This is a genomic window from Alteromonas sp. MMG017 (assembly GCF_018100795.1).
GTDB lineage: Bacteria > Pseudomonadota > Gammaproteobacteria > Enterobacterales > Alteromonadaceae > Alteromonas.
Window position 1 is genome coordinate 187,223 of record NZ_JAGJDY010000003.1, and the last position, 12,377, is coordinate 199,599.

Annotated in this window: 9 protein-coding genes; 5 read left to right on the forward strand and 4 right to left on the reverse strand. The window is 43.6% G+C overall.

From position 1 onward, the window contains the following. Position 1 precedes the first annotated feature (1 nt). Positions 2–1,996, reverse strand: a complete 1,995-nt coding sequence (tkt, locus tag J8L84_RS05550) for a transketolase (RefSeq protein ID WP_211069825.1) — start codon at positions 1,994–1,996, stop codon at positions 2–4. 388 nt (positions 1,997–2,384) lie between these two features. Here tkt and metK point away from each other — a divergent pair, with 388 nt between their 5' ends. Next, entirely contained in the window at positions 2,385–3,530 is a 1,146-nt protein-coding gene (gene metK, locus J8L84_RS05555) for a methionine adenosyltransferase (protein WP_211069826.1), read from the forward strand. A 246-nt stretch (positions 3,531–3,776) separates the two neighbouring features. Here the strand turns inward: metK and J8L84_RS05560 are convergent, their stop codons facing one another. Beyond that, the gene (locus tag J8L84_RS05560; protein ID WP_211069827.1) at positions 3,777–4,304 is read right to left on the reverse strand and encodes a hypothetical protein; all 528 of its coding nucleotides are present in this window, start codon (positions 4,302–4,304) and stop codon (positions 3,777–3,779) included. A 317-nt stretch (positions 4,305–4,621) separates the two neighbouring features. Between J8L84_RS05560 and J8L84_RS05565 the strand changes: the two genes are divergently transcribed. Then, the gene (locus tag J8L84_RS05565) at positions 4,622–5,107 is read left to right on the forward strand and encodes a hypothetical protein (protein ID WP_211069828.1); all 486 of its coding nucleotides are present in this window, start codon (positions 4,622–4,624) and stop codon (positions 5,105–5,107) included. A gap of 16 nt (positions 5,108–5,123) precedes the next feature. On the opposite strand, the gene J8L84_RS05570 is transcribed toward J8L84_RS05565, so the two are convergent. Both J8L84_RS05570 and J8L84_RS05575 read right to left on the reverse strand, forming a co-directional pair. Continuing rightward, on the reverse strand, positions 5,124–5,642 hold the full coding sequence (locus J8L84_RS05570) for an exonuclease domain-containing protein (protein WP_247670587.1): 519 nt from the start codon (positions 5,640–5,642) through the stop codon (positions 5,124–5,126). Positions 5,643–5,867: 225 nt separating this feature from the next. Next, on the reverse strand, positions 5,868–7,016 hold the full coding sequence (locus J8L84_RS05575; protein WP_211069829.1) for an iron-containing alcohol dehydrogenase: 1,149 nt from the start codon (positions 7,014–7,016) through the stop codon (positions 5,868–5,870). A gap of 84 nt (positions 7,017–7,100) precedes the next feature. On the opposite strand from J8L84_RS05575, the gene J8L84_RS05580 reads away from it, so the two are divergent. The 3 genes from J8L84_RS05580 (at position 7,101) to J8L84_RS05590 (ending at position 12,236) form a co-directional block, all read left to right on the forward strand. Then, complete coding sequence (locus J8L84_RS05580) at positions 7,101–8,015, forward strand: AraC family transcriptional regulator (RefSeq protein ID WP_211069830.1); 915 nt, start codon at positions 7,101–7,103, stop codon at positions 8,013–8,015. A gap of 175 nt (positions 8,016–8,190) precedes the next feature. Beyond that, a complete protein-coding gene (locus tag J8L84_RS05585; RefSeq protein WP_211069831.1) occupies positions 8,191–9,366 on the forward strand; it encodes an ABC transporter substrate-binding protein in 1,176 nt (391 codons plus the stop codon). Continuing rightward, positions 9,366–12,236 carry an ATP-binding protein gene (locus tag J8L84_RS05590; protein WP_211069832.1) on the forward strand — a complete coding sequence of 957 codons (2,871 nt, stop codon included), beginning with the start codon at positions 9,366–9,368 and terminating at the stop codon, positions 12,234–12,236. Before J8L84_RS05585 ends, J8L84_RS05590 begins: the two co-directional genes overlap by 1 nt. The last annotated feature ends 141 nt before the right edge of the window (positions 12,237–12,377 follow it).

A 12,377-nucleotide genomic window follows, 5' to 3' on the forward strand; every position in this document is an offset into this window, starting at 1 on the left:
GTTAGCTAAGAGACAATGCTGCCTCTACCACTGCATCAGTAGTAATATTAAAGTGTTTGAACAAGTCACCTGCAGGTGCTGATTCACCAAACGTATCCATACCAATGATGGCGCCGTTGAAACCTACATATTTGTACCAGCTTTCTTTCGATAGTGCTTCAACTGCAACACGCTTAGTTACGCTAGAAGGCAATACGCTTTCACGATAATCTGCCGATTGGCGGTCGAAAACGTCGGTAGAAGGCATAGAAACTACGCGAACTGCTTTGCCATCTGCACTTAGTTTATCTGCTGCTTCAACGGCAAGTTGAACTTCAGAACCAGTGGCAATAAAGATGTATTCAGGCGTAGCTGCGCAATCTTTAAGCACATAACCACCTTTGGCAACGTCAGCAACTTGCTGTTCATCACGCGTTTGCTGTGGCAAACCTTGGCGAGTGAATATCAATGTTGAAGGGCCATCGTTACGCTCTATCGCGAACTTCCATGCAATAGCAGATTCAACTTGGTCACATGGACGCCAGTTATCTAGGTTTGGTGTAGCACGTAGTGCTACTACTTGTTCTACTGGCTGATGCGTTGGGCCATCTTCACCCAAACCGATTGAATCGTGAGTGTATACGAAAATAGCAGGTTGCTTCATTAGTGCCGCCATACGTACCGCATTACGAGCGTATTCCATAAACATTAGGAAAGTGGCGCCGTAGGCTTTAAAACCACCATGAAGGGTAATACCGTTCATCATGGCTGACATACCGAATTCACGTACACCGTAGTAAATGTAGTTACCTGAAGCATCAGTGGCTTCAACGCCTTTACTGCCATCCCAAATAGTGAGGTTTGAACCCGCCAAGTCGGCAGAACCGCCTAGCAGCTCTGGTAGTAATGGGCCAAATGCGTTTAATGCATTTTGTGATGCTTTACGTGACGCTATGTTTTGCGGGTTAGCTTGCAAATCAGCAATGATTTTATCGGCTTTATCGCTGAAGTCTGCTGGCAAGTCGCCATTGACACGACGCTTAAATTCAGCCGCCAATTCAGGGTAAGCACTTTCGTATGCTGCGAAGGCATCGTTCCACGCACTTTCAGCGTCGCCACCTTTGGCTTTCGCATCCCAACCGGCATAAATATCGTCTGGAATGTCAAACGCACCGTGTTTCCACCCAAGCTTTTCGCGAGTAGCAATGATTTCGTCATCACCTAATGGTGCACCGTGACAAGACTCAGTGCCTTCTTTGTTTGGCGAACCAAAACCAATCACGGTTTTACAGCAAATAAGCGTAGGCTGAGCGCTGTTCGATTTAGCTTGCTCAATGGCTGCTTTAATTTGCTCTGGATCATGACCGTCAACACCTTCAATCACTTCCCAGCCGTAGCTTTTAAAGCGTGCTGGCGTGTCGTCGGTAAACCAACCTTCAACTTCACCGTCAATTGAAATGCCATTGTCATCCCAGAAACCGATAAGTTTACCAAGGCCTAATGTGCCAGCAAGGGAACAAGTTTCATGAGAAATACCTTCCATAAGGCAACCATCGCCCATGAAAGTGTATGTGTAGTGATCGACAATATCGTGACCGTCACGGTTAAACTGCGCCGCTAATACTTTCTCAGCTAGCGCCATACCTACTGCGTTACTTACGCCTTGACCTAACGGGCCAGTAGTTGTTTCAACACCAGGGGCGTATCCATATTCTGGATGCCCTGGCGTTTTAGAATGTAGCTGACGGAAGTTCTTAAGCTCTTCAATAGGCAGTTCATAGCCTGAAAGATGAAGCAAAGAGTACAACAGCATAGAGCCGTGACCGTTTGAAAGCACGAAGCGGTCTCTGTTTGCCCAAGACGGATTTGCAGGGTTGTGTGATAGAAAATCACCCCACAGTACCTCGGCAATATCAGCCATCCCCATAGGGGCGCCTGGGTGACCAGATTTGGCCTGTTGAACAGCGTCCATGCTTAAAGCACGGATGGCATTGGCAAGTTCACGACGAGAGGGCATGTTGTCTCCTGATTTATTTTGTAGCTGAATTTCGCTAAGGGAACACTGTGGGCAAAATCCCTTTGTTCAACCTTAAAGCGCTGCATTGCTGTATATCTTAATGTGGGCGTTATTCTTACCCATGCCACCATTCAGTTCAATGGCTTTTCATTGCCATTACCGAAAGTTGGCTAAAATAATGAATATTCACATCATTCCTTTGCTAACCAATATCGCTTCTTTGGGTAAGCGTGGCTAAATTTACTCAATTATCTGTAAAAGTGATCCGCCACTGTCAACAAATCGTAACGAAAGGACTTTTAGACGTCTAGAAGTAAAGACTGGTATTTATACCTTGTTTTAGTACAATACTCACCTATTTTGAACAATAAACGCTTATGGAGCATGTATGGCCACGCATTTATTCACCTCCGAGTCTGTGTCTGAAGGACACCCGGACAAAATCGCCGATCAAATTTCAGATGCGGTTCTAGATGCTATTCTAGAGCAAGATCCTCGTGCCCGCGTGGCCTGTGAGACCTACGTTAAAACCGGAATGGTATTAGTAGGTGGTGAAGTCACTACCTCAGCGTGGGTTGATATTGAAGAAATCACACGTAAAACCGTAAGAGACATAGGCTACGTTCATTCTGATATGGGTTTCGATGCTGACTCTTGTGCAGTATTAAACGCCATTGGTAAACAGTCGCCAGATATCAACCAAGGTGTTGACCGCGAAAGTTTAGAAGAACAAGGTGCGGGCGACCAAGGCCTTATGTTCGGTTACGCCAGTGACGAAACTGACGTACTGATGCCAGCGCCAATTACTTACTCTCACCGCTTGGTTCAAAAACAAGCTGAAGTAAGAAAATCTGGCAAGCTAGACTTTTTACGCCCAGATGCAAAAAGCCAAATTACGTTTAAATATGAAAACGACAAGCCTGTAGGCATTGATGCGGTAGTACTTTCTACGCAGCATTGTGACTCTGTTTCTACTGCACAAGTACGTGAAGCAGTAATGGAAGAAATTATTAAACCGGTGCTTCCTAGCGAATGGCTTAATAGCAACACTCAATTTCACATTAACCCTACCGGTCGCTTTGTTATAGGTGGTCCAGTTGGTGACTGTGGTTTAACTGGCCGTAAAATCATTGTAGATACCTACGGTGGTATGGCCCGTCACGGTGGTGGTGCTTTCTCTGGTAAAGATCCATCGAAAGTTGACAGAAGCGCGGCATACGCGGGTCGTTATGTAGCTAAGAACATAGTTGCTGCTGGGCTAGCCAAGCGTTGCGAAATTCAGGTTTCTTACGCCATTGGTGTTGCCGAACCAACGTCTATCAGCATTGATACTTTCGGTACTGGTGTGGTTGATGAGAAAACCTTGGTGGCGTTGGTGCGCGAACACTTCGACTTACGCCCTTACGGTTTAATCAAAATGCTTGATTTAGAACGTGCTATCTACTTACCAACGGCTGCCTATGGTCACTTCGGCCGTGAAGCATTCCCTTGGGAAGCGACTGATAAAGCTGAAGCACTACGTTCAGCAGTATAATTTACTCAGCGGTATAGTCTGCCAAAGGCTATTCACCCGCTCAAGGCTGTTTACATAGCTCAAGGCTGTTTACCCGCTCAAGGCTGTTTACATAGCTCAAGGCTGTTGAAAGCTAAAGACAGAAAAGGGGCGCTTTACTATATAGTAAAGCGCCCCTTTTTAATTTCAGATATTTATCTATTTATCTCTAAGCCTTATCTAGGCAGTTTCTACGCTGCATATGGCTATATGGTAGCTATATAATGGCTATATGGAGCCTGCAAACATAGAAGCACTACTCGTACTGCCGCTCGCAATAACCATATCAGGCAAACCAAATCGCGCTAACGCGACATTTTGAAATTCTTTCTTATGGGTCACCTCCGTTTCAGCGAAATCAGGTGGTAGAAATTGTCGACTACTCATTTCACTGTCAAATTCTACTTCCACCACTTTCAAAGGTGCTAAATTACCGGTGAAAATGTCTACCACCAGCTGAGCACCAAAAAAGTCGATACGATATCGCTGCTTTTCCACCCGCATGTTTTGGGTTAACGGCCATAAATCAGCAAATTGCTCAGAGTCCAACGCAATTCGCGTATCTCTGCGTTTAAGGCCAACACCTTGTTTAACTGCCATGGTGTAGTTACCACCTTCGTCCCTAATTCGAATATGCTTATCCGGCTCGGTGGCCAAATAACCCTGTCTTATTGCCACAGGTTTTCGTGTATCTAACAAACCTTCTGGCACATAACTTACTAAAAACTTTCGTTCAAATTCCCATTCCGTTTGCATCACTCACCTCCGGCCATGTTCCCTATTTGAAAGTACTGCTTTGCCCACTAAATTGAAGTAAGTCTTACTACTACCCTTTAAAAGTTAGTTCACAATGGAAATATCTAACAAGTTTATTTTTCACCTTTTAGATAAAAGACTACACTTACTATTCAGCACCTATTTTTTGTTTCAGTTTTGTGTCATTTTTTAAGATAAAGATAGGCACTTAGGGCGAACAAAACACCTTTGTGACTTTGAAGCTACCACTTAAATTTATAATAATCGGTAGTCATAAGAACACGTTTACGCTGTCTCACTCGACTAGGAATTTATTCATGAAAACTTACCCAACTTGCGTGGTTTGTTTAATATTGCTTGCCCCTTTGAGTGCCACTTACAGCAAGGCCGCTGATTGGAAAGCTGCTGACTGGGATGGCTACTACGGCCCCATCGTGTTCAAAAGCGAAAAAATAGCAAAATGGAAAATTAAAAGTCGCTTTAATGAAACGCGCCTTGAATCCGTACCTGGCTATGATAATCATTTTAACGCCAGCAAAAACAGTCAACTCTCTATTCGCGCCCAGCGTGCATTAACACTACTTTTTAAACAGCAAATATATGCGTCGTTTAATACGACTCACTCACCTTTACAATACTATCCAGAATGGCGCTACATACCCGAAGACTTAGGCACGTTTACTCGATTAGGTTGGCTAGTCGGTGACGAAAGCGGTTTGAATATGGCGTTAGAATTTGAACATCGTGAGGTGGGAGACAAAGAAAACAATGCGCTTACGTTAGGTGTTCAATACTTTTTCTGATTTAAAAAAGCTGATGCTAATTTTGGTGCTTTGCCGCTTCAACTTTATTACGCGTTTCCACATACGTGCTTTGAATAACCTTCGCATCGGTACTTGCTCGATGGCGACGATCGTCGCTTTGCGATTCAATATTAGTTTTTACATCATGCCAAAGCGCCATTTGAGGTTCGCTCAAGACATACTCCAACGCACGACATGAAAAAGACATTTGAACCGAGGCTGCTGCAAAAAGTTTAATAAGCCAAGGGTTATCTACCACCCATCCGTCGCTATACACAATGGTATTGCTTAAAAAGGCATTAAGCTCGTGGCACACTTTAACCGGACAAACGCCGTAAGTGTTTAACATGGCTTTGGTGATACCATGCAACGATTCTGCTTCTTGATCCCAATGAACCCAACTATCAAAGGGACGAATGAGTTTGCACCATTTTGCACCATCATAGCGCACTATCCCTATTTCAATAGGATAACTACGGGCACCAAACCCACTGGCTTCCACATCAATAATGGAAGGGGGATAATTTCTTTGCAAGCTAACTCCCATCTGCGCTGGCGTGATATACGCCTTGCCTTCTTTAAACCTAATAAACGAACTCAGAAAGCGCAAACGGAATTGAAAATCATACTTTGGTTGTATAATTAAAAAACAAACCGACACTTTATCTACCTTGTTAATAGTAGAATCGTGCCAGTTTGTATCAATATACAATAAGAAGGCGGGCTGAACATAAAGTGACAGCCCGCTTTTAGATAGGTATTACTCAGCCACTGCCAAGTTAAGAATTTGCTCACTGACCTCTGGGGTAATAGCACCCGTTTCGCCAAGAGAAAGCATTTTGTTTCCTTTTAAGTTTTCTAGTACGGCATTCACTGCACTTTGCTTGTCGCCTGCATGCTCGGTAAGCTGGGTAGCCACTTCAAGGCTTTGATAGAACGCTTCGATAGCATCGATAGTGCGAAGGGCAATATCATCGCTTTGTACTAAACCAAACACGTTTTGGCCCATCTGCGTTAACTTCGCTGATTTGGTCTCAAGTTGAACCCGTAGTAGTGACGGCTGAACAATCGCCAATGAACGAGCATGATCTACGCCATAAAGTGCCGTGAGTTCGTGGCCTATCATATGCGTAGCCCAATCTTGCGCAACACCTGAACCAATAAGGCCGTTCAGTGCTTGGTTTGCTGACCACATAAGGTTAGCGCGCCATGCGTCATCTTTATTATCAATTTTTCCGCCAAGTTGAATTAGGGTTTTCAGCAAGGTTTCAGCGTAACCATCTTGAACCGGTGCATTTTGCGGAAAGGTTAAGTACTGCTCGCAAACATGAACAAAAGCATCCACTAAGCCGTTAACTACCTGGCGATGCGGAAGGCTTTTTATTACATCTGGATCTAATACAGCAAACTGCGGATAAACTAACGGAGACATAAACGCCAATTTTTGCTTTGTCGCTTTCTTACTAATAACAGAGCCACCATTAGATTCAGAACCTGTTGCCGGCAAGGTTAAAATAGCGCCAATAGGCAGTGCCTTATCAACCTTATGCTCACCAGTTAGAATGTCCCATCCGTCGCCATCGTATACTGCGCTAGCGGCCACATACTTGGCACCATCAATCACGCTACCACCGCCTACCGCGAGAATATAGTCAACGCCGGTTTCTTTAATTAGGGCAACAGCTTTGTCTAGGGTTTCAATGGTTGGGTTAGGTTCAACGCCGCCGAAAGATTCCCAGTTATAGCCTTCCAATGCTTTTTCTACTTGGTCGTAAACGCCGTTCTTTTTAATCGAACCGCCGCCAAACAACACGAGAACGTGGCTGTCTTTTGGAATAAGGGTATTGATCGAGCCAATTTGTCCTTGGCCAAATTGAATGCGAGTTGGGTTACTGAATGAAAATTTCATGGTCTTTCCTCTATCATTACATGCCTGTGTTAATGCATAATAGTGCCATTATGTGTAAACAAACCGTCTATTTCTGGAAAAAATTTGCCTATTTCTACAAAAAATCCAGTTTCCACTTCTGATCTGGCTTTTTTAAGTCAAATTCTAAAACAGTTTTTAAACGCTAAAGGTAAATCGGCACTGAATGGCGTGAGTAAAACGCATATAGAAGGGGTGCGAGTTTTTCGCGATCCTCACGGAAGTCCTAAGCAGCCTCTACTTTATCAGTCGGGCATCATTATCATGTTGCAAGGCACTAAACGCTTGTATGTTGATAATCGTGAAATTGAATACAAGAAAGGTGATTACATTGTTTTCGGTGTGCCTTTGCCTGCGCAGTGTGCAGCCACCTTAGACGATGACGATTGCATATTAGGTTTGGTCATTGACATTCCCGCATCGTTACTGGTTGAGCTTTCCCAGTGGCGGGACGACAGGGCAAAAAACAGCCCTGCCCCTACGTTTACAGTAAGTCAGCAGTCATTAGATGAAAATATTACCGATGCTACACGCAGGCTACTACAAGCGTTAACACACGATAATTGTGCACAGGCACTGGGAGCAGGTTTTGTGCGAGAAATTGTATACTATATCCTCAATGGCCCAGCTGGTCATGTATTATGTGGATTAACAGATAACGGCCACTATGCGAGAGTCGCACAAGCATTACGAACGATTCACGATGACTATGCATCGGTGTTAAATGTAGATTCACTTGCTGCAAGTGTGAACATGAGTGTATCTGGTTTCCACCGCGCATTTCGCGATGTCGTGCTGGATTCACCCGTTCAATATATAAAGAAATTTAGATTGTCTAAAGCCAGAGAGTTAATCGCGCGAGGTCATCGAGTGGGAGACGCTGCCGAAGCGGTGGGTTACAACAGCCTATCTCAATTCTCTAGAGAGTTTAAACGCTACTACCAATTCACCCCAGTCCAAGATCGTCAATCTGCGAATTAATTGCAGCAATACAAATCACTTAACGCTGTTTTTCACCTAACAAAACCTTGCTAAAAGTGCGGTTTACGCATGACTAATAATTAAACAAAAATAGACGAAAGAATAAGGTTTGGAAGGTAAAACTAACCAATTAATGCTATACAATTACTAGCCTTATCCTCAACTTCAAGATTTTATGCGCTTACGTTTCACATTTTGGCTGTTAACGTTATTGACGTTAAGTCTTCACTCCAACGGCAGTGAGGCGTCTACACCACTTTATATTGGTATAGATGCTGACTTTTCGGCTGTCGCCGTGGACGGTGGTGTAGCCATTAAACGAGGCGTTGAACTTGCGGTAGATGAAATTAATAAAAAAGGGGGCTTGCTAGGCCGTCCAGTTGATATCCTCTTAAAAGATCATAGAGGCAACCCTGCCCGCGGTATTCACAATATTAAACAGCTCGCCACCAACAGCGATTTAATCGCGGTAATAGGAGGCGTACATACCCCTGTGGCATTAGCCGAACTTGAGACTATTCATCAACTTAACTTGCTTTATCTTGTTCCTTGGGCGGCGGGTACGCAAGTGGTAGACAACCAATATACTCCTAATAATGTATTTCGCGTGTCAGTCCGTGACGCCGAGGCAGGAAAAGTACTAATCCAGCATGCTGCTGCTCGCGGTATTAAACGTGTTGCACTCGTTTTAGAGCGTACTGGGTGGGGGCGCTCTAATGAGGCATCGCTAATCTTAGCTGCGGCCGAAGTGGGGCTCACTATAACCACTACCCGCTGGATTAACTGGCAACAGAAGAAATTTGAAGAAGATATATCTGCTATCAAGTCAGACAAAGCAGAAGCCATCATTTTAGTTGCAAATGCACCTGAAGGTGCGGTGGTAGTGAACGAATTAGCCGCCCAAAACCTCACAGCTTTACCTGTTATTTCCCATTGGGGCATTGCTTCAGGCAACTTTATAGAGCGTTTACATGTAGAGCCCGACTTGCTGAATTTATCGGTCTTGCAAACCTTTCACTTTGATTATCAAAAGCACATAAAAGCCCAGCAATTGTTAGAGGCTTATCACAGCAAATATGGCTTAATTGATCCTGAAGCTATTCACGCGGTTACAGGCATTGCGCACGCGTATGACCTTGTCAATATGCTAGCATTAGCGGTAACAAAAGCGGGTACCACTGATGTAGATGCGCTACGAAACACTTTAGAAGACTTAGGTACTTTCGACGGTGTATTGAAAACTTATGACCCTGCATTTACCCCCACACAGCATGACGCATTAATGGCTAAGGACTATTTTATGGCTTCATTTGATAAAAAAGGTAACTTGGTCGTTCTGGAAAATCAGTAATGCAATTCCAGCCACCACCGCTTAGAAAGCGCTTATTAACCAGTATGTTGCCCCGCTTGTTCGGGTTAATTTTAATTGTAGCGTTAATGCTTTTTGCGTTTACCTTCTTTTTTGCCAAGCAGCAAATTGAGAGCGTTCAAAAACAGTCTATTGAAGGCTTAAAACATGATCTTTCTTTCATCGTTAACGATACCACTCGGCAGTTATCTGACCTTGCATCTAACGATATTATTATCAATTCACTGGTGGATTTAGAACAGCGGGATAATTACCTCCCTATGTTCTTTAGATCGTTAAAGTTAACCCAAACCCGTAATGTAGAATTTGCGTTATACGACTTTTCCGGCGAAATGGTTATTCAGAAAAATTGGAGTCATTCTATTTCTGAAAAACTAGATACTGCATGGCAGCAAAAGACCCTTGGCGCGTCGCTATCATTTTCTTCAATCACCCAAAATGGGGTGCTTTTTTCAGTTCCTGTTTTGCTAGGCGGTGCAGCAGAAGGTGCGTTAGTCATGTATGTGGAAAGCCTTCAAGCCTTACTAGCTCCCTACCCTAGACTAACCAACCAAATCGTTACTGAAGAAAATGGATTAGTACTTTTCAGCAGTGATCCTGAATTTATCCTTCCCGGCACCCCGTTTAGTGATGTGGATACCATGGGCTATGTATTGCAGGACTCTCGCTATCAGAACTTAACTCTGTATAGCATTAAACCTATAGGCAACGCCCTTAAAGGTTTGTATTGGTTAGCACTACTCATGTTGGCCATTATTGTCGGTATTATCTTAGTTAACTTTCACATGATTCGTACCACGGCGCTGCTTGCTGAGAACACCCTGTCAGCCCTTTATAAAGACATTGTAAATCGTATTAAAGATACCGATATTCAAGAGCCAGTGGTTGTAGAAGAGGCCCGAGAATTAGCCAATATTCGCAGTGCATTTGATACGTTAATATCAGACCTTGCAGAGATGTCGTTATCAAATGAACAGTTTTCTAATGTTATTGATTCGATGGGGGATATGCTCTTAGTGGTAGATGAAAACCATCGCGTGATGTTAAGCAACAAACGGTTCGATGTTTTTTGTGAAGATCAGTACGGAGAGCGTGAGGGTACGGTTAAGTACATACTCAACAAGCTCATTAATAAATCTTCTGGGGAGTTAAAACATTTCTCGGTCGAAGATGGACTAGAAAAGCATATTAAATGGACCAATACGCCACTTGAAGATGCGAACCATAACATCAAAGGCGCTATTTTCGTCGGGGTTGATTATAGCACCCAGCGCTCCCTAGAAAGTCATGTGCAAATTCTTAATCACGCCATGGATGAAGCCACTGTTTCTATTATTATCGCTGATATCAAACGTACAGGTCAGCCCACTATTTATGTGAACAATGCGTTCAGCCGGCTTACAGGGCACAATAAAGAAGATATTATTGGCAAAAATTGTAGGCTTATGCAGGGTGAGGGCACAGATAGTCATACCACCATGCTGATCCGCAAAGCGATTGCAAACCGTGAACCCGTTGAAACCACAATACTTAACTACCGTAAAGACGGTACGTCTTTCTACAACAGGCTTATACTTACTCCTGTAAAGTCTGGAGGCGAAGTCACCCACTATATTGGTTTCCAACAAGACGTGACACAACAGCGACAAGCCGAGCGTTATTTACAAGATGCGAAGCAAAAGGCGGAAGAGTCAGCGCATATGAAGTCTGGTTTCCTTGCCAGTATGAGCCATGAAATACGTACTCCTATTCACGGTATTTCTGGGGTACTGCAGTTGCTATCGAACTCCCCACTGAACGACGAGCAAAAGCACTACCTCTCGCTTGCTAATTTTAGTATTCAAGGCCTGCTGCACATCGTCAATGACATTCTTGATTTCTCTAAAATTGAAGCTGGGCAACTTCAAATAGATGACCAACCTTTCGATTTATTAGAAACCCTAGAAAGCTTGCAGTCGCAATACGCCATTTTGTGTCAAGAAAAAGGGCTTCGCCTTCATTTTCATTTTAACCTTCAAGGTTTTCATGTGGTCATTGGAGACTCGGTTCGCTTCCGGCAAATTCTCTCTAATTTGATTGGCAACGCAGTTAAATTCACCGAGAAGGGTGAAATTGACGTCACTACCACCTTAGAACATACCAATGGCGACAAGCTTCGCTTGACCTGCGCAGTCAAAGATTCGGGGATAGGTATCGCAAAAGAAAAACAAGCAGGGATTTTTGAGGTCTTTACCCAAGAAGACCTGTCTACAACTCGCAAATTTGGTGGCACGGGGCTTGGCCTTTCTATTAGTAAACAGTTGTGTGAGCTTATGGATGGTGAAATTCGTTTAGAAAGTGAAAAAGGCGAAGGGAGTACTTTCACTTTCAACATTATGCTAAAAGAGGGTGACGATAGCTTAGTAGCGCCCCAGCGAAGTGCGGCTCATAGCCACAATACCGCAACACAAAAACGTAAAATTCTTATTGTTGAAGATAATGATATCAACCAAGTCATTGTGAAACAGCATTTAAGCGGCCACAAAACCTTGAGTGCGAAATCAGGTATTGAAGCATTAGAAGCCTTAAAGAAAATGAAAGTGACTTTTGATTTAATATTGATGGACTGCCAAATGCCTGACATGGATGGCTTTGAAGCAACCCGTCGAATACGTCGCGGTGAAGCTGGCGAGCGGTATGTGAATGCCCCCATCATTGCACTAACAGCGAATGCCATGAAAGGTGACAGAGAAGACTGTTTTAACGCCGGCATGAACGACTATTTAAGTAAGCCCTTCGACATTCAAGACCTACTAGAAAAAGTAAACTACTGGGCTGAAAAGAGCACCGAAGCCAAATTACAGCTTAGCTGATTCACCTCCTTCTTATCCTCTAAAATAATATGCACTTTGAATAGGGTAGATTTGTCGTCTATCCTATTTACACACATCAAAAAATTAACTTATTGATAGTAAATACCGTTAAGCAGCAATAGCTTAATATCAATACTTAAT

What these genes read in the sequence shown, in the direction of transcription:
- J8L84_RS05590 (WP_211069832.1), top strand. Translation starts at nt 9,366, where the DNA reads ATGCAATTCCAGCCACCACCGCTTAGAAAGCGCTTATTAACCAGTATG.
- metK (WP_211069826.1), top strand. Translation starts at nt 2,385, where the DNA reads ATGGCCACGCATTTATTCACCTCCGAGTCTGTGTCTGAAGGACACCCG.
- tkt (WP_211069825.1), bottom strand. Translation starts at nt 1,996, where the DNA reads ATGCCCTCTCGTCGTGAACTTGCCAATGCCATCCGTGCTTTAAGCATG.
- J8L84_RS05575 (WP_211069829.1), bottom strand. Translation starts at nt 7,016, where the DNA reads ATGAAATTTTCATTCAGTAACCCAACTCGCATTCAATTTGGCCAAGGA.
- J8L84_RS05585 (WP_211069831.1), top strand. Translation starts at nt 8,191, where the DNA reads ATGCGCTTACGTTTCACATTTTGGCTGTTAACGTTATTGACGTTAAGT.
- J8L84_RS05565 (WP_211069828.1), top strand. Translation starts at nt 4,622, where the DNA reads ATGAAAACTTACCCAACTTGCGTGGTTTGTTTAATATTGCTTGCCCCT.
- J8L84_RS05560 (WP_211069827.1), bottom strand. Translation starts at nt 4,304, where the DNA reads ATGCAAACGGAATGGGAATTTGAACGAAAGTTTTTAGTAAGTTATGTG.